Genomic DNA, 17,352 nt, shown 5'->3' on the forward strand with positions numbered 1-17,352 from the left:
AGCTTATCCATTATTTTTTCTCCGGCAAGATTGTCGCGGTACTCAGGCGTTCACGCGTCAGGTAAGTCTTTGCGACCTGTTGAATATCCAGGGGAGTGACCTTATTCAGCTCGTCCGTATCCTGATCGGCCAGCCGCCAGTCGAGGCCGATGGTTTCCAGCAGGCCCAGGGTGCCTGCCTGCCCTTGCAGATCATCCTGCGCATAAACCGCGTTAGCGATCAGGAGGTTTTTCGCGCGCTCCAGCTCTGCTGCTTCCGGTGCCTTGTCTTTTAGTGCATTGATCACTTTCCAGAGTCGGGCGAGCGCCTCGTCGGGGTCTTTGAGTTTGTCCGGATTGAGCTGTGTGCTGATGGTCAGCAACGAATCGCCGCGATTGAAGGCGTCGTACTCTGAGTGGACTTCAGTGAATATTGCTTCGCCCAGTTGCAGTTGCTCTTTGATTCGCGCGCTGTTGGACCCGGCCAGCAACACATCAAGCAGACGCAGGGCATGGGCGGTCCGATGATCCAGGGCCGTGGCCAGGCTGGGCGTGTTGAAGCTCATGATCAGGCGCGGGGATGCTATCGGTGCATGCAGGGTCAGTGACCGTTCACCGGCAGAAGCCAGCTCGACGGGTGCAGGCGCCACAGGTGTCGCGCGCCGCTCAAGGTGTCCGAAGTACCGCTGTGCCAGGGCCTTGATCTGCTCAGGTGCAACATCGCCAACGACCACCAGCGTTGCATTGCCCGGCGAGTACCAGGCCTGGTACCACTGCTGCAATTGCACGGCGTTCATTCGTTGCAGGTCGTGCATCCAGCCAATCGTCGGGGTGCGGTAGCCGCTGGCCGGGTGGGCGATGCTGTTCAGTCGTTCGTGAGCCAGCACGGTGATTTCATCATCAACGTGCATCCGACGCTCCTCCTGAATCACCTTGAGCTCCGGTGTGAAGTCCTGTGCATCCAGCTTGGCCGTACTCATCAGGTCGGCGAGTATTTCGAAAGCGACGCCAGCGCGGCCCGAAGAAAGTGTTTGGTGATATACCGTGAAGTCAGTGCCGGTAACTGCGTTTTCGCTGGCGCCCAGTTTTTCCAGTATCGCCGAGAACTCTCCGGCGCAGGCCTTGCTGCTGCCTTTGTAGACCATGTGTTCGAGGGCGTGGGACAGGCCCGACTGGCCGGGCGGTTCGTAGCTTGAACCGACCTTGATCCAGAGTTGGGCGGTGACGATGGGGGAGCGGTGGTCCTCGCGCACGACAACCTTGAGGCCGTTATCCAGTACGAAGTCTTGTGTCGCAGGGGGTGTCGCCGCGCTAGCCATGAGCGGCAGCCAGGCGATAAAGGACAGCACAAACGTGCTGCGGGAAGTGTTCATCCGTGTACATCCTCAGTGGTTTGCAGGTATTTGCGCAAACCACTGTGGATGATCCGGGAGGGTGTCAGGCGGTAACTATGTAGGGCATTGCCAAGTAGGCTTTGGTGCTGTCATCTCGCCAGGCATTCAGGCGCTGCGTTGCCACAACGAGTAATACACGCGCCCGGATTTTTGCTCCCGGTGCAGGCGCCAGTTCTCCGGCAGGCCCAGGGTCGAAGGCGCCGACTCGCTTTCGGTATACACCCAGGCATCTTCGGCCAGCCATTGGCGTTCTTCGAGCAACTTGCAGACGGCGGGCAGCAGGTTCTGGTTGAACGGCGGATCGAGGAACACCAGGTCGTAGGCCGTTGCGGTCTGGGTTTCCAGGTAGCGCAGGGCGTCAGCGGTCTGGACCTGGCCGTTGGTGCAACGCAGCGTACCCAGGTGCTCCTTCAGGCTGGACACCGCGATATTGCTGGCATCCAGCGCCTGGCCCATGGCCGCGCCGCGAGATAAGGCTTCGAGGAATAGCGCACCGCTCCCGGTAAACGGGTCGAGCACCTTGGCGCCCGGCACGTACGGCGCGAGCCAGTTGAACAGGGTTTCACGCACGCGGTCCGGCGTCGGGCGCAGGCCCGGGGCGTCGGGGAAGCTCAGCTTCCGGCTGCGCCATTCGCCGCCGATGATGCGCAGTTGGTTCACGCCGTTATGGACGTTGCGTGCTGGTTTTTTTGGACTGGCCATTAATGCTCCGGAACCCCGAGCGGCTGCTCGGAAGGTTTATCAGTAGGGGCCGGTAACGGCTTTTGCGGCACGGTCGGGCCAGCGCTGACGATGACCATTTTATCCGTGCTCAGGTGTTTGTTCATGGCCGCTTTGACCTGCTCGACGGTCAAGTCCTGGGACTGTTGCATGAAGTCTTCCAGGTGACTCAGCGGCAGGTTATAGAAGCCGATGGCGCCCAGTTGGCCGACGATATCGGCATTGCTCGCGGTGGACAGCGGGAAGCTGCCGGCCAGTTCGCGCTTGGCGTCGTCGAGCTCTTTTTCCGTCGGGCCGGTTTTAAGGTAGTCGGCGAGCACGTCCTGCACCAGTTTCAGGGTGCCCTCGCTCATCTCGGCCCGGGTCTGCAGATTGATCATGAACGGGCCGCGCACCTGCATCGGGGTGAAGCCCGAATACACGCCGTAAGTCAGGCCACGCTTCTCGCGCACTTCGCTCATCAAGCGGGTGCCGAAGCCACCGCCACCGAGAATCTGGTTACCCATGGACAATGCCGCGTAGTCCGGGTCGTCGCGGTCGATGCCCAATTGCGCGAGCATCAGGTTGGTCTGCTTGGACGGGAACTCGATGTGGCCGACGCTGGCCTTGGGTTCGACCGGTTGCGCGATCTTCGGCAAGGCCGGGCCTTTGGGCAGGGCGTTGGAAACCTGCGCAGCAATGGCTTCTGCTTCTGCGCGGGACAGGTCACCGACCAGTGCGATGACCACGTTACCGGCTGCGTAGGCTTTCTCGTGGAAAGCACGCAGTTGTGCCGCGGTGATCGCCGGTACGCTTTTCGCCGTGCCGTCGCTGGAATGCGCGTACGGGTGATCACCGTACAGACGGTTCATCAGTTCCAGGCTCGCCAGTTTGCCGGGGTTCTGTTTCTGGTATTCAAAACCGGCGAGCATCTGGTTCTTGATGCGCTCCAGCGAATCGGCAGGGAAAGTCGGCTTGCCGATGACTTCGGCGAACAACTGCAGGGCCGGCTCGCGTTTGTCCTTGGCACTGAGACTGCGCAGCGAGGCGATTGCCATGTCCTTGTAAGCGCCGTTGCCGAAATCGGCGCCCAGGCCTTCGAAGCCCTGGGCAATGGCACCGACGTCCTTGCCGGCCACGCCTTCGTTGAGCATGGCGTTGGTCAACAGCGCCAGGCCCGGTGCGTCGCCGTCCTGGCTACTGCCGGCGGCGAAGATCAGGCGCATGTCGAACATCGGCAGCTCATGGGCTTCGACAAACAGCACTTTGGTGCCTTCGGCGGTGTTCCAGGTCTGCACGTCCAGCTTGCGGTGGTCCGGTGCCTTGCCGTTGAGCTCGGTCAGCGACTGCAGTTTCTGGCTGGCCTTGGCCTTGTCCAGGGCTTCACTGGCATTGGTTTGGCCAGAGCGCGACAAATAGAACGCGGCAGAACCGATCACGGCAACGGCGATCAACCCGATCAGGGCCAGGCGGGATTTTTTACGCTCACTCATGAGTCGTCTCCAGAGGCAGTACATGGGCGACGCTGAGACGTTCGCGGGTGAAATACAGCTTGGCGGCTTTCTGGATGTCTTCCGGCGTGACGCTTTCCAGGTCGGCCAGTTCGGTGTCCATCAGTTTCCATGACAGACCGACGGTTTCCAGTTGGCCAATGGCCGTGGCCTGACTGGTGATCGAGTCGCGCTCGAAGACCAGGCCGGCGATGACTTGTGCACGTACGCGTTCAAGCTCTTCAGCGGTTGGCGCCGTGGTTTTCAACTGGTCGAGCAGCTTCCACAAACCGGCTTGCGCCTGGGCAATGGTCTTGTTTTTCTGCGAGTTTGGCGATGCCGACAGGGTGAAGAGGCTGTCGCCGCGGGTGTAGGCGTCGTAACTCGACGAGCCGCCGGACACCAGTTCTTCGCCACGCTCCAGTTGCGTCGGGATGCGTCCGCTGTAGCCGCCGTCGAGCAGCGCCGAGATCAGGCGCAGGGCATTGACCAGGCGTTTGTCGTCGGCGGTGGAGATGCTCGGTACGTTGAAGGCCAGCATCAGGCTGGGCAGTTGGGTCTGCACATGCAGGGTGATCTGGCGCTCGCCCGGTTCAGCCAGTTCCAGCGGTTTTTTCGCGGCCGGCACTTCACGCCGGGCGATCGGGCCGAAATAGCGTTGGGCCAGGGTTTTGACTTCGTCCGGGGTGACATCGCCAACCACCACCAGCGTGGCGTTGTTAGGCACGTACCAGGTTTCGTACCAGTGGCGCAGCTCTTCGACTTTCATCCGCTCAAGGTCGGCCATCCAACCGATGGTCGGCGTGTGGTAGCCGCTGGCCGGGTAGGCCATGGCCTTGAAACGCTCGTAGGCCTTGGACATCGGCTTGTCGTCGGTACGCAGGCGACGCTCTTCCTTGATGACCTCGATTTCCTTGGCGAACTCATCAGGTGGCAGGCGCAAGCTGGCCATGCGGTCGGCTTCCAGCTCGAAGGCCACGCCCAGGCGATCCCGGGCCAGCACCTGGTAGTACGCGGTGAAATCATCGCTGGTGAATGCATTCTCTTCAGCGCCGAGGTCGCGCAGGATCAGCGAGGCTTCGCCGGGGCCGACTTTCTCGCTACCCTTGAACATCATGTGTTCCAGAGCGTGGGACAGGCCGGTATTGCCCGGCGTCTCGTAGCTGGAGCCGACCTTGTACCAGACTTGGGAAACCACCACGGGTGCACGGTGGTCTTCACGCACGACCACCTTCAGACCATTGTCGAGGGTGAATTCGTGGGTGGGTTGCGGGTCGGCAGCCAGGGCCGAAAGGGGCAGGCAAACCGTGCTGAGCAGCAGGCCTGCGGCGCGGCGGGCAAGAGCATTCATTCGTTTTTAAACCTTTGGGGCTGCCCGCTTGTTCTTAGCGTCAGCGGGCGAGAGGGTGCTAGGATACTGATCCGTTTTACTGGCGGCCACGCCTATCAGGCCTTTGACCGGCCTGTGGGTTGCATGGGTTACCGGCAGAGACTTTGAGTTTGTCAGCTAAACTCTGCGTTTTCGCCGACGATGCCGTTCCAGTCCTTCGTGTTAGTCGACCTTTGAGGCGCCGTTGGCTCCTCGACAAAATGTTGCGCGTGAACAAGCTGGGTCAATCGCAGTCTGTTCTGCATCGATTATTTATTTGCCGGGGCGCCATTGGCGCGTCGCTACCGTGAGATAGCCGTCCTCCATGTTTGGTTCCAACGACGACAAGAAGACCCCAGCTGCGGCTGGCGAGAAGAAAAGCCTGTTCGGATGGCTGCGCAAAAAGCCGCAGGAAGCCGTCGTCGAACAGCCACAAGCCGTTCCTGAGCCAGCGCCTGTCGCGGCTCCGGTAATAGAAGAAGCGCCCGCGCCGGTGGTCCTGCCGATTGCCGAGCCGGTGCTGCAACCGCAGGCCGAAGTCGTTGCCGAACCTGTCAGTGAAATCTTCGAGCAACCGCTGAGCACTGCTGCCGAGCCGTGGCTGACCCTGCCTGTGGCGGAAGAGCCCGTGGCATTGGTCGAGAATGACCTGGCTCCTCACGTGACTCCACCGATTCCGGCTCCGGCAGCGTTTACGCCGGCGCCGGTTCATGCGCCAGTGGTTGAGCCGATTGTTGAACCGGTCATCGTGACCGAGCCTGCGCCCGTTGTCAGCCAGCCAGAGGTTCCGGTATTCGTTGCTCCGGTTGCTCCGGTTGCTCCGGTTGCTCAGGCGCCTGCACCCGCTCCGATTCCTGAATCGATCGCGGCGCCCGTCGAAACCCCGGTAGAGCCTGTGCGCAGCGAAGAAACCAAAGCCGGTTTCTTCGCCCGCCTCAAACAGGGCCTGTCCAAGACCAGCGCCAGTATCGGCGAAGGCATGGCCAGCCTGTTCCTGGGCAAGAAGGCGATCGATGACGAACTGCTCGAAGACCTCGAAACCCGCTTGCTGACCGCCGACGTTGGTGTCGAAGCCACGTCGGTGATCATTCAGCGCCTGACGCAGAAGGTCGCGCGCAAAGAACTGGCCGACTCCGACGCCCTGTACAAATCCCTGCAGGCCGAGCTGGCCGCCATGCTCAAGCCTGTCGAGCAGCCGCTGAAAATCACCTCGCAGAACAAGCCGTTCGTGATTCTGGTTGTCGGCGTCAACGGTGCCGGCAAGACCACCACCATCGGCAAGCTGGCGAAGAAGCTGCAGCTGGAAGGCAAGAAAGTCATGCTCGCCGCCGGCGACACCTTCCGCGCCGCGGCGGTGGAGCAGTTGCAGGTCTGGGGTGAGCGCAACAAGATCCCGGTGATCGCGCAGCACACTGGCGCCGACTCGGCTTCGGTGATCTTCGACGCCGTGCAGGCCGCCAAGGCCCGTGGCATCGATGTGCTGATCGCCGACACCGCCGGCCGCCTGCACACCAAAGACAACCTGATGGAAGAGCTGAAAAAGGTTCGCCGCGTAATTGGCAAGCTCGACGCCGACGCTCCTCACGAAGTGCTGTTGGTGCTCGACGCCGGCACCGGCCAGAACGCCATCAACCAGGCCAAGCAATTCAACCAGACCGTCGAACTGACTGGCCTGGCGCTGACCAAACTCGACGGCACCGCCAAGGGTGGAGTGATTTTTGCCCTGGCCAAGCAGTTCGGCCTGCCGATCCGCTACATCGGTGTCGGTGAAGGCATCGACGATTTGCGTACCTTTGAAGCAGAACCCTTTGTCCAGGCATTGTTTGCCGAGCGGGAGCGTTCATGATTCGTTTCGAACAGGTCGGTAAGCGCTACCCGAACGGTCACGTCGGCTTGCATGAGCTGAGCTTTCGAGTCCGTCGTGGCGAGTTCTTGTTTGTCACCGGCCATTCCGGCGCCGGTAAATCCACACTCTTGCGCCTGCTGCTGGCGATGGAGCGCCCGACCAGCGGCAAGCTGCTGCTCGCCGGGCAAGACCTGAGCACCATCAGCAACGCGCAGATTCCTTTCTTGCGTCGGCAGATCGGCGTGGTGTTCCAGAATCATCAGTTGCTGTTCGATCGCACGGTGTTCAACAACGTCGCGCTGCCTTTGCAGATCCTGGGGCTGTCCAAGGCCGAGATCGCCAAGCGCGTGGACTCGGCACTGGAGCGCGTGGCGTTGTCGGATAAAACCGATCTGTATCCGGGCGACCTGTCCACTGGTCAGCAGCAGCGCGTCGGCATCGCCCGCGCCATCGTTCATCGCCCGGCCTTGCTGCTGGCGGACGAACCGACCGGTAACCTCGACCCGCGTCTGGCCGCCGAGATCATGGGTGTGTTCGAAGATATCAATCGCCTGGGCACCAGTGTGCTGATCGCCAGTCACGACCTGGCCCTGATTGCCCGCATGCGCCATCGCATGCTGACACTGCAACGCGGTCGATTGATCGGTGACGGGGAGGCGGCAGTATGAGTGCGACACGTAGCCCCAAGGTTTCCGAGCGCGTAGCCCCGAAGGCTGCCGATCCGCAGCCGCAAAAGAAGAAACACGATGATGATGACGGGCCGGACTTTGCCACGTTGTTCCGCGCCTGGATCGAAAGTCATCGCGCCAGCATGGTCGACAGCCTGCGCCGCCTGGGCAAGCAGCCCATCGGCAGTTTTTTCACCTGCATGGTGATGGCGGTGGCCCTGAGTTTGCCCATGGGCCTGTCACTTTTGCTAAGTAACGTCGAACGCTTGGGTGGTTCCTGGCAGCGCGCGGCACAGATCTCCCTGTATCTGGACCTTGAGGCCAAGCCGGCCGAAGGCGAATCGCTGCGCGATCAGATCAAGGGCATGCCTGGTGTGGCCGATGCCGAATACGTTGGCCGCGAGCAGGCGCTGGAAGAGTTCCAGCAACAGTCCGGGCTGGGCGAGGCACTCAAGGAATTGCCGGAGAACCCGCTGCCGGGCGTGGTCCTGGTGACGCCGAACGAAGTCGACAAGCCGGCCCTTGAAGCATTAAGACAAAAACTATCCGAGCTGCCGAAGGTACAACAGGCGCAACTTGATTTAGTCTGGGTCGAGCGTCTGGCAGCCATTCTCAAGCTGGGTGACCGATTTGTCTTCGGTCTGACCGTGCTTTTGGTTTCTGCATTACTTTTGGTGATAGGCAATACCATTCGTCTTCATATTGAAAACCGCCGCACAGAGATAGAAGTGATTAAACTGGTCGGCGGCACTGACAGCTATGTACGCAGGCCCTTTCTGTATATGGGTGCGTTGTATGGCTTCGGTGCGGGGATTCTGTCCTGGGGGGTGCTGGCTTTCGGCCTTGATTGGCTGAACGACGCGGTAGTAGGGCTGGCTGGTTTGTACGGCAGTGATTTTGCGCTGGCTGGAGTGCCAGTTGCCGACGGTCTGTCTCTCTTGCTTGGCGCGGTGCTGTTGGGGTATATCGGTGCATGGATTGCAGTCGCACGCCACCTGAGGGAGCTTGCGCCTAAGTAGTATCATTTTGCTCGTATTGACCTTTCAGCGTTTTTGGGTTTTAGGGAACTTGTCTTTCGGTTTCCGGTCAATTTTCGCAGTGCTGAACTGCACGAGTTTGTAAGTCGGAGGTTTTTTCGTATGACCAATTCTTTGCAACCTGCATATGCTCTGGTCCCGGGTGCGAACCTGGAGGCCTATGTGCACACCGTCAACAGCATTCCATTGCTGTCGCCGGAGCAGGAGCGTGAACTGGCCGAGAGTCTCTATTATGAGCAGGATTTGGGGGCGGCTCGGCAGATGGTGCTCGCCCACCTGCGTTTTGTCGTACATATCGCCCGTAGCTATTCCGGCTACGGCCTGGCTCAGGCTGACCTGATCCAGGAAGGCAACGTTGGCCTGATGAAGGCCGTGAAGCGCTTCAACCCGGAAATGGGCGTGCGCCTGGTGTCCTTTGCCGTGCACTGGATCAAGGCGGAAATCCACGAGTTCATCCTGCGCAACTGGCGCATCGTGAAAGTCGCGACCACCAAGGCCCAGCGCAAGTTGTTCTTCAACCTGCGAAGCCAGAAGAAGCGTCTGGCCTGGTTGAACAACGAGGAAGTCCATCGTGTGGCGGAAAGCCTGGGTGTAGAGCCTCGGGAAGTGCGCGAGATGGAAAGCCGCCTGACGGGCCATGACATGGCTTTTGACCCGGCTGCCGAAGCGGACGACGACAGTGCTTTCCAGTCGCCGGCCAACTATCTGGAAGACCACCGGTACGACCCGGCCCGTCAACTGGAAGACGCCGACTGGAGCGACAACTCCAACCACAACCTGCACGAAGCGCTGGAAGTGCTGGACGACCGCAGCCGTGACATCCTCTACCAGCGCTGGCTGGCGGAAGAAAAAGCCACGCTGCACGACCTGGCGCAGAAGTACAACGTGTCGGCCGAGCGTATTCGTCAGCTTGAGAAGAGCGCGATGAACAAGCTCAAGTTGTCGATCGCCGCCTAACCGGCGAGCCGGCAATAAAAAACGCCCCGGTTATTGATCGGGGCGTTTTTGTTTGTTCGATGAGCCTTGGTACACCGCAGAGCCAATGTGGGAGCGGGCTTGCTCGCGAAGGCGTCCTGTCAGTCGACATTGACGCTGTCTGATACACCGCTTTCGCGAGCAAGCCCGCTCCCACAGGGGATCTTCAGTGTTATTCGGCCCAAGGCGCCCGGCGCGAGTCGTTCAGTCCGACCAGATAGCTCTCGCCACCCAGCTGGCTCATCTGTTGCCGGATCCACCCCGCCCGCCGCGCTACATAGGAAGTCGGATGGCTGGCGCTCCAGACCCGCGGGTTGGGCAGCACGGCGGCGAGCAAGCTCGACTGCTGGCGGCTGAGGCCTTTGGCGCTCACGCCAAAGTGGTGTCGGGCCGCCGCTTCGGCGCCAAACACGCCGTCATCCCATTCGACACTGTTGAGGTACACCTCAAGAATTCGCTGTTTGGGCCAGAACACTTCGATCAGCGCGGTAAACCAGGCCTCCAGGCCTTTGCGCAGCCAGCTGCGGCCGGACCACAGGAACAGGTTTTTCGAAACCTGCTGGCTCAGGGTGCTGGCGCCACGGATCGAGCCGCCGCGCTCGTTATGGGCAAATGCCGCCTGAATCGCGCCGATATCGAAGCCCCAGTGCTCCGGGAATTTCTGATCTTCGCCGGCAATCACGGCGACCTTGAGGTCATCGGAGATCTCGTCCCAGGGTTTCCAGGTCCGTTGCAGGTCTATGGGTTCGGCATCGAACCAGGATTCGATCTTGCGCTCGACCATCAACGCCGTCCCCGGTGGCGGCACCACGCGAAAGATCAGCACCAGCAATACGCTGCCACCCATGAACCAGAGCACGGCCTTGGTGAAGCGACGGAAATAGATACGCAGCATAGAGATGGCTTGGCCGAACCCGTTGAGCGGGCCATTATACAGACCCTTTGGATCGAAACTGACTGGAGTTCTGCATGCTGCGTGGCTTTCTGATGCTGGCCGCTTTTTTCGGCTTCACCGGTGTCGGCCTCGGGGCCTTTGCCGCCCACGGCCTGAAAAACAGCTTGAGCGCCGAGTACCTGGCGATCTTCCATACCGGCGTCACCTATCAACTGGTGCACACCCTGGCATTGTTGGGCGTCGCGTTGCTGGCCACGCAGATCCCCGGGCGTCTGGTGACTTGGGCGGGTGCATCGTTTGTCATCGGTATCTTGCTGTTCTCCGGCAGCCTGTATCTATTGACGCTGACGGGCATCAGCAAACTCGGCATCATCACCCCGTTCGGTGGCCTGGCCTTTCTGGTGGGCTGGTTGTGCCTGGGCCTCGCTGCCTACCGATTGGCCTGACCTGTAGGAGCCGGCTTGCTGGCGATACGGACGACGCGGTGAAACAGACAGACCGAGTCGCCTGCATCGCCAGCAAGCCGGCTCCTACGGTTCGTCTGTCCATTTCAAGACGAATGGCTTGGGTCGGCCTGATTGATCGGGCTAGAATGCCTGCCCCTAAAAATGATGGCGGCATCCGGCATGCGCATTCAGTTGAACGGCGAATCCTTTGAACTGCCCGACGGTGAAACCGTTGCGGCCCTGATCACCCGTCTGGAACTGACCGGACGCCGGGTGGCAGTCGAACTCAATCTGGATATCGTCCCGCGCAGTCAGCACGCCGATACCACGCTCAACGACGGCGACAACGTCGAAGTGGTGCACGCCATCGGCGGCGGCTAGCAACCTCGGCCCAGTGGCCACAGAATTCTGCAAGTACCTCACCCCTACAGAGGATTTCCCATGAGCATCGTTCGTAGCGACAAGCCTTTCGTCCTGGCCGGTCGTACTTACCAGTCGCGTTTGCTGGTCGGTACCGGCAAGTACCGTGACATGGAAGAAACCCGCCTGGCCATCGAAGCCTCGGGCGCCGAGATCGTCACGTTCGCCGTGCGCCGCACCAACCTCGGGCAGATCGAGGGCGAGCCGAACCTGCTCGAAGTGCTGTCGCCGGATCGTTACACCTTCCTGCCGAACACCGCCGGTTGCTACGACGCCATCGAAGCCGTGCGCACCTGCCGCCTGGCCCGTGAACTGCTCGACGGCCACAACCTGGTCAAGCTGGAAGTGCTGGCCGACCAGAAAACCCTGTTTCCCAACGTGATCGAAACCCTCAAGGCCGCCGAAACGCTGGTCAAGGAAGGCTTCGACGTGATGGTCTACACCAGTGATGATCCGATCATCGCCCGTCAATTGGCGGAAATCGGCTGCATCGCGGTGATGCCGCTGGCCGGTCTGATCGGCTCTGGCCTGGGGATCTGCAATCCGTACAACCTGCAGATCATCTTGGAAGAAGCCAAGATTCCCGTGCTGGTGGATGCCGGTGTCGGCACTGCTTCCGACGCCACCATCGCCATGGAGCTGGGGTGTGATGCGGTGCTGATGAACTCGGCCATCGCCCACGCCCAGCAGCCGGTCATGATGGCTGAAGCCATGAAACATGCGATCGTCGCAGGTCGCCTGGCCTATCTCGCCGGCCGCATGCCGAAAAAACTCTATGCCAGCGCCTCTTCGCCGCTGGATGGTCTGATCAAGTAAGAGCCATTGATGACTGAATCGAACGACACGCCAATCCAGACGGAAGAAGGCGACGAGCGCCAACACCGCCGCATCAAGAGTTTCGTGATGCGTGCAGGGCGCATGACCGAAGGCCAGCAAAAGGGCCTGGAGCAGGGCACGCCACTGTTCGTGCTGCCGTTGGCCGACGCACCGGTGGATTTCGACCAGGTATTCGGTCGCTCGGCACCGCGCTCGCTGGAAATCGGTTTCGGCATGGGCCATTCGCTGCTGGAAATGGCAGCGGCCGCGCCGGACCAGGATTTCATCGGCGTCGAGGTTCACCGTCCGGGTGTCGGTGCGCTGCTCAATGGCGTACTGACCCAGGGTTTGACCAACCTGCGAGTCTACGATTGCGATGCCATCGAAGTGCTCAACCGCTGCGTGGCCGATAACAGCCTCGATCGCCTGATGCTGTTTTTCCCGGATCCGTGGCACAAGAGCCGTCACCACAAGCGCCGTATCGTTCAGGCGTCCTTCGCTGAGCTGGTGCGCAGCAAGTTGAAAGTCGGCGGCATTCTGCACATGGCCACCGACTGGGAACCGTATGCCGAGTACATGCTGGAAGTGATGAACGTTGCGCCGGGTTACCGCAACCTCGCCGAAGACGGCAAGTGCGTACCGCGCCCGGCCGAGCGGCCGATCACCAAGTTCGAACGCCGTGGCGAGCGTCTTGGGCATGGGGTTTGGGATTTGAAGTTCGAAAAACTGTCCTGATCCGTACAAACCTGTAGGAGCCGGCTTGCTGGCGATGGTGTGTCAGTCAACACTGAAGTGTCTGACCCCCCATCGCCAGCAAGCCGGCTCCTACAGGTTTTTTTTGCGCCTGGAAGTCAGCGGCGGTCAGCCACGACGCCAATCAGCACCAGCACCACCAGCAACACCGGTGCCAGGCTGTAGTTGTTGAACTGGCTCAAGCCGCGCACGACCCAAGGCGTGGCGTAGATCAGTGCCGCGCCGCTGCCGATCATGCACAGCAGGGACATCAGCGGCACGCGCAAGGCGCCGGCGATGCTGCCCAGGCGCTGCTCGACCCAGCCTTTGAAATCCGCACCAAACAGCACCAGCAGGCAGCCCACCAGGGCCAGGGCGATTTCCGAGAGGTTGCTGCGACTCCAGCGAGACACGGTGGCAAGCAGGTCGAGTACCAAATCCATTGGATTTCCTTATGTCAGAAATTTCTGCAGCAAGTCGTTGAGGAAGAGTTGTCCGCGCTCGGTGGCTACCAGACGTGACGGTTCGACCTGCAACAGGCCGCTTTGTTCGGCTTCACGGCGGCCTTCAGCAAGGCTTTCCAGGGTCATGCCGGTACGTTCCGGGTACAGCCGCGATTCGACGCCTTCAGTCAGGCGCAGCGCGTTCATCAGGAATTCGAACGGCATTTCATCGTTGCCCAGCGCTTTCTCGCCGGCCCGGAAGCTTTTTGCCGGATTCAGGTAATCCTTCGGCAGGCGGGTCTTCCAGGTGCGAATGATGCGTCCGTCCGGATGGCTGAGCTTGCCATGGGCGCCGGCGCCGATGCCAATGAAGTCGCCAAAACTCCAGTAATTGAGGTTGTGGCGCGCCGGGCGACCGGGCAATGCATAGGCCGATACTTCGTACTGTGCGTAACCGTGTTCGGCCAGCAGCGCTTGCCCGGCTTCCTGGATGTCCCACAGCGTATCGTCTTCGGGCAGCGTCGGCGGCTGGTTCCAGAACACCGTGTTCGGTTCCAGGGTCAGTTGATACCACGACAGGTGTGTCGGTTTCAGGGCAATGGCTGTGTGCAGGTCGGCCAAGGCGTCGTCCAGGGACTGATTCGGCAAGCCATGCATCAAGTCCAGGTTGAAGTTGTCGAACCCGGCCTGCCGCGCCATGCCAGCGGCGCGTACGGCTTCGTCGCCGTTGTGAATCCGCCCCAGGGCCTCAAGCTTTTCTTGCTGGAAACTCTGGATGCCGATCGACAGGCGATTGATCCCCAGCTTCCGGTACGCCACGAACTTGTCTTGCTCGAACGTCCCCGGATTTGCTTCCAGCGTGATTTCGATGTCGCTGGCAAACGGGATGCGTTGTTCGACGCCTTTGAGCAATCGACCCAGCGAATCAGCACTGAACAGGCTCGGCGTGCCGCCACCGAAGAAAATCGAGCTCAACTCACGACCATAGACGGCGTGCAGGTCCTGATCGAGGTCGGCCAGCAAGGCGTCGACGTACTCTTCTTCCGGCAGCACAGGGCTGGCGGTGTGGGAGTTGAAGTCGCAGTAAGGGCATTTGCGCACGCACCACGGGATGTGGATATACAGCGCCAGTGGCGGCAGCACAGGCAGGGTCGCTCGAGGCGATTGAGCGTCGCCGCCGAAGATCAGCGGCGACGCGGATGATTCACGGGTCATTTCAAGCCCAGACGCTGGCGCAGCAGATCCATTGCACGGGCGCGGTGGCTGATCTGATTCTTGTCGCCCGGGCTCAGCTCGGCGCTGGAGCAATCGCGCTCCGGTACCCAGAACAGCGGGTCGTAGCCAAAACCGTGATCGCCGCTGGCCTGGGTCAGGATGCGCCCGTGCCACAAACCTTCGCAGAGGATCGGCAGCGGATCGTCAGCGTGACGCACCAGCGCCAGCACGCACACGAACTGTGCGCCACGTTCGGCTTCAGGCACGTCTTTCAACACGTCGAGCAGCTTGGCGTTGTTCGCCGCATCACCCTTGCCGTCGGCATAACGCGCCGAGTAGATACCTGGCGCACCGCCGAGGAAGTCCACGGCCAGCCCGGAATCGTCGGCCAGCGCCGGCAGGCCGGAAATACGCGTGGCATTGCGGGCCTTGAGGATGGCGTTCTCGACGAACGACAGACCGGTTTCTTCGGGCTCGATGCTGCTGAACTCGCCGATCGAGCGCAGTTGCACCGATTCGCCGAGCATGGCCTGGAGTTCCTTGAGTTTGCCGGCGTTATGGCTGGCCAATACGAGTTGCGTGAAGTTGGTCATTGGCCGGGGAAGAGCTCTTGGTTGAAATTGATGGTGTTGATTTTGTCGCCGGTCTGCACCTTGATGTCGAAGGTGCGGATTTCCTGCTGGGGTACCGGGTATTGGGCGATGTAGTAGATCGCTCCCTGCTCGGTGACTTGTTTGAAGTTCAGTGTGTAGCTTTGGCTGGTCAGGTCTTTAACGGTGCCGCTGACCTCGGCCATCATCGGCGTGCCGGCCTTGATCACCGAAATGTTGATCACGCCCTGGTCCTTGGCGCGCGTCAGTTGGGCGGCTTTGGCAACGTCCGGTAGCAGGTAGGTGGAGTTGAAGGTGTTGTAATGCACCGTCACGTCACCGAAGGTTTCCTGGCGTTCGCTCTTGATGGCGTCGGCGGCCATGGTGGTGACGCTCAGGCAGGCAGTGATTAGAAGCAACGCTAGACGACCCATGATCGTTCTCCTTGAAATAGGGTGGATCAGACCGCGACCTTGTGGTCGGAAAGTCCCGGACTGCTGACGCGGTAGATTCCGATCTCACCTAACAGATTAGGCCATAGCTTACTGGCCCACCCGTGCCGATGCTGTTGATCCACGGCAAGCCGATCAATGACCTTCGCTTCACGTTCGCGACACAAGGCTTCAAAGTCCGCGAAGGTACAGAAGTGGATGTTCGGCGTGTTGTACCAAGTGTAAGGAAGGAATTCAGAAACCGGCATCCGGCCCTTGCTCGCAAGGTACCAGCGGCAGCGCCAGTGCCCGAAATTCGGGAAGGTGATGATGCACTGGCGGCCGACCCGCAGCATTTCGTCGAGGATCTTGTCCGGGTAGTGCACCGCTTGCAGCGCCTGGGTCATGACCACGATATCGAAGCTGTTGCTGGCAAAGTTGCCCAGGCCCTTGTCCAGGTCCTGTTCGATGACGTTGATGCCCTTGGCCACGCATTCGGCAATGTTGTCGGCGTCGTTTTCCAGGCCATAGCCGGTGACTTGCTTGTTGTCGCGCAGCCAAGTCAGCAGTTCGCCATCGCCGCAGCCGAGGTCAAGCACGCGGCTGCCGGCGGGGATCCATTCCTGGATGATTTCCAGATCAGCTCTCATGGCTTTCTCACAACGTAATGCGGTTCATGTAATTGCCGAATGCCTGCAGGTAGCGCGGGATCGGAATCAGGAAGGCGTCGTGGCCTTGCGGTGCGTCGATCTCGAGGTAGCAGACGTCCTTGCGCGCGGCCATCAGCGCGTCCACCAGTTCCCGCGAGCGGGCAGGGGAGAAGCGCCAGTCGGTGGTGAACGACATCACGCAGAACTTGGCTTTGGCACCTTCAAAGGTTTTTGCCAGGTTATCGTCGAAGTTCGCCGCCGGATCGAAGTAGTCGAGCGCTTTGGTCATCAACAGGTACGTGTTGGCATCGAAGCGCCCGGAGAACTCTTCACCCTGATAACGCAGGTAGCTTTCGACCTGGAACTCGACGCTGTGGAAGTCGTAGTTGAGCTTCTCGCTCTTGAGCCCGCGGCCGAATTTTTCACCCATGGAGTCGTCGGACAGGTAGGTGATGTGCCCGACCATCCGCGCCAGCATCAGGCCGCGCTTGGGGATCACGTTGTGTTCCTGGAACGAACCGCCGTGGAACTCGGGGTCGGTGAGGATCGCCTGGCGTGCCACTTCGTTGAAGGCGATGTTCTGCGCCGACAGCTTGGGTGCCGAGGCGATGGCCAGGCAGTGACGGATGCGGTCTGGGTAGGTGATGCTCCATTGCATCGCCTGCATGCCGCCGAGGCTGCCGCCGATCACGGCCGCGAACTGGGCGATGCCGAGTCGATCGGCCAGGCGCGCCTGGCTGTGCACCCAATCTTCGACGGTCAAGACCGGGAAGTCGGCGCCGAACGGCTTGCCGGTCTCCGGATTGATGCTGCTGGGGCCAGTGGAACCGTTGCAGCCGCCGAGGTTGTTCAGGCTGACCACGAAGAACTTGCTGGTGTCGATCGGCTTGCCGGGACCGATGCAGCTGTCCCACCAACCGGGCTTGCGGTCGTCGGTGCTGTGGTAGCCGGCGGCATGGTGGTGACCGGACAAGGCGTGGCAGATCAGCACGGCGTTGCTCGCCGTGGCGTTCAGCGTGCCGTAGGTTTCGTAAATCAGGTCATAGGCCGGGAGCGAACGACCACAGGCCAAGGCCAGCGGCTCGCTGAAGTGCGCCACTTGCGGCGTCACCAGACCAACAGAATCGGGGGAAAAGGCAGCTGGCATCGACCCTGCTCTCATTGAAATGAGGCGTAAGTCTAAAGACCGCTGGGGTCAGCGGCAAGCAACGATCGGGCCTGATTTCATTCAGCAGAACCGCGGTGCGGCCTTCGCGAG

At 60.7% G+C, this 17,352-nt stretch carries 19 protein-coding genes; 8 read left to right on the forward strand and 11 right to left on the reverse strand.

Features of this window, described 5'->3' with window-relative positions; all coding sequences use genetic code 11:
- Window positions 1-10 precede the first annotated feature (10 nt).
- The 4 genes from KGA88_RS06250 to KGA88_RS06265 all read right to left on the reverse strand — a co-directional run bounded on the left by KGA88_RS06250 (window position 11) and on the right by KGA88_RS06265 (window position 4,912).
- Window positions 11-1,351, reverse strand: coding sequence for a M16 family metallopeptidase (locus tag KGA88_RS06250; protein WP_223589657.1), 1,341 nt, complete (start codon window positions 1,349-1,351; stop codon window positions 11-13).
- 126 nt (window positions 1,352-1,477) lie between these two features.
- Complete coding sequence (rsmD, locus tag KGA88_RS06255; protein ID WP_110662683.1) at window positions 1,478-2,074, reverse strand: 16S rRNA (guanine(966)-N(2))-methyltransferase RsmD; 597 nt, start codon at window positions 2,072-2,074, stop codon at window positions 1,478-1,480.
- Entirely contained in the window at window positions 2,074-3,564 is a 1,491-nt protein-coding gene (locus KGA88_RS06260; RefSeq protein ID WP_223589660.1) for a M16 family metallopeptidase, read from the reverse strand. Before KGA88_RS06260 ends, rsmD begins: the two co-directional genes overlap by 1 nt.
- Entirely contained in the window at window positions 3,557-4,912 is a 1,356-nt protein-coding gene (locus tag KGA88_RS06265) for a M16 family metallopeptidase (protein WP_223589664.1), read from the reverse strand. Before KGA88_RS06265 ends, KGA88_RS06260 begins: the two co-directional genes overlap by 8 nt.
- Window positions 4,913-5,255: 343 nt before the next feature.
- On the opposite strand from KGA88_RS06265, the gene ftsY reads away from it, so the two are divergent.
- The 4 genes from ftsY to rpoH all read left to right on the forward strand — a co-directional run bounded on the left by ftsY (window position 5,256) and on the right by rpoH (window position 9,438).
- Window positions 5,256-6,776, forward strand: a complete 1,521-nt coding sequence (gene ftsY, locus KGA88_RS06270; RefSeq protein WP_223589666.1) for a signal recognition particle-docking protein FtsY — start codon at window positions 5,256-5,258, stop codon at window positions 6,774-6,776.
- Window positions 6,773-7,444, forward strand: coding sequence for a cell division ATP-binding protein FtsE (gene ftsE, locus KGA88_RS06275; protein ID WP_007975383.1), 672 nt, complete (start codon window positions 6,773-6,775; stop codon window positions 7,442-7,444). The genes ftsY and ftsE overlap by 4 nt, the downstream gene beginning before the upstream one ends.
- A complete protein-coding gene (gene ftsX / locus KGA88_RS06280) occupies window positions 7,441-8,463 on the forward strand; it encodes a permease-like cell division protein FtsX (protein WP_110661215.1) in 1,023 nt (340 codons plus the stop codon). The genes ftsE and ftsX overlap by 4 nt, the downstream gene beginning before the upstream one ends.
- A gap of 120 nt (window positions 8,464-8,583) precedes the next feature.
- The gene (rpoH, locus tag KGA88_RS06285; protein ID WP_007975386.1) at window positions 8,584-9,438 is read left to right on the forward strand and encodes an RNA polymerase sigma factor RpoH; all 855 of its coding nucleotides are present in this window, start codon (window positions 8,584-8,586) and stop codon (window positions 9,436-9,438) included.
- Window positions 9,439-9,628: 190 nt separating this feature from the next.
- Here rpoH and mtgA read toward each other — a convergent pair whose 3' ends face one another.
- Window positions 9,629-10,351, reverse strand: a complete 723-nt coding sequence (mtgA, locus tag KGA88_RS06290) for a monofunctional biosynthetic peptidoglycan transglycosylase (RefSeq protein ID WP_223589669.1) — start codon at window positions 10,349-10,351, stop codon at window positions 9,629-9,631.
- Window positions 10,352-10,425: 74 nt separating this feature from the next.
- Between mtgA and KGA88_RS06295 the strand changes: the two genes are divergently transcribed.
- From KGA88_RS06295 to trmB, 4 genes are all read left to right on the forward strand, one after another.
- Window positions 10,426-10,797 (forward strand): DUF423 domain-containing protein, encoded by a 372-nt coding sequence (locus KGA88_RS06295; RefSeq protein WP_110663371.1) that lies wholly within the window; start codon window positions 10,426-10,428, stop codon window positions 10,795-10,797.
- A gap of 180 nt (window positions 10,798-10,977) precedes the next feature.
- Window positions 10,978-11,178: a sulfur carrier protein ThiS gene (gene thiS, locus KGA88_RS06300; protein WP_181432169.1), complete on the forward strand. Its 201-nt coding sequence runs from the start codon at window positions 10,978-10,980 to the stop codon at window positions 11,176-11,178.
- Between the two features lie 60 nt (window positions 11,179-11,238).
- Window positions 11,239-12,033, forward strand: coding sequence for a thiazole synthase (locus tag KGA88_RS06305; RefSeq protein WP_007975390.1), 795 nt, complete (start codon window positions 11,239-11,241; stop codon window positions 12,031-12,033).
- 9 nt (window positions 12,034-12,042) lie between these two features.
- On the forward strand, window positions 12,043-12,768 hold the full coding sequence (trmB, locus tag KGA88_RS06310) for a tRNA (guanosine(46)-N7)-methyltransferase TrmB (protein WP_223589672.1): 726 nt from the start codon (window positions 12,043-12,045) through the stop codon (window positions 12,766-12,768).
- 116 nt (window positions 12,769-12,884) lie between these two features.
- Here trmB and KGA88_RS06315 read toward each other — a convergent pair whose 3' ends face one another.
- The 6 genes from KGA88_RS06315 to metX are packed head-to-tail and all read right to left on the reverse strand — an operon-like array spanning window position 12,885 to window position 17,241.
- On the reverse strand, window positions 12,885-13,208 hold the full coding sequence (locus KGA88_RS06315) for a DUF3392 domain-containing protein (protein WP_007987827.1): 324 nt from the start codon (window positions 13,206-13,208) through the stop codon (window positions 12,885-12,887).
- A 9-nt stretch (window positions 13,209-13,217) separates the two neighbouring features.
- Entirely contained in the window at window positions 13,218-14,423 is a 1,206-nt protein-coding gene (hemW, locus tag KGA88_RS06320; protein WP_110659975.1) for a radical SAM family heme chaperone HemW, read from the reverse strand.
- Complete coding sequence (gene rdgB, locus KGA88_RS06325) at window positions 14,420-15,016, reverse strand: RdgB/HAM1 family non-canonical purine NTP pyrophosphatase (protein WP_223589675.1); 597 nt, start codon at window positions 15,014-15,016, stop codon at window positions 14,420-14,422. Before rdgB ends, hemW begins: the two co-directional genes overlap by 4 nt.
- The gene (locus KGA88_RS06330; protein ID WP_110659973.1) at window positions 15,013-15,447 is read right to left on the reverse strand and encodes a DUF4426 domain-containing protein; all 435 of its coding nucleotides are present in this window, start codon (window positions 15,445-15,447) and stop codon (window positions 15,013-15,015) included. Before KGA88_RS06330 ends, rdgB begins: the two co-directional genes overlap by 4 nt.
- Before the next feature lie 26 nt (window positions 15,448-15,473).
- Entirely contained in the window at window positions 15,474-16,094 is a 621-nt protein-coding gene (metW, locus tag KGA88_RS06335) for a methionine biosynthesis protein MetW (protein ID WP_007987819.1), read from the reverse strand.
- Window positions 16,095-16,101: 7 nt separating this feature from the next.
- Complete coding sequence (metX, locus tag KGA88_RS06340) at window positions 16,102-17,241, reverse strand: homoserine O-succinyltransferase MetX (protein ID WP_223589677.1); 1,140 nt, start codon at window positions 17,239-17,241, stop codon at window positions 16,102-16,104.
- Window positions 17,242-17,352 lie beyond the last annotated feature (111 nt).

The sequence above is a fragment of the Pseudomonas sp. A-R-19 genome (genome assembly GCF_019956575.1).
In the GTDB taxonomy this organism is placed as follows: Bacteria; Pseudomonadota; Gammaproteobacteria; order Pseudomonadales; family Pseudomonadaceae; genus Aquipseudomonas.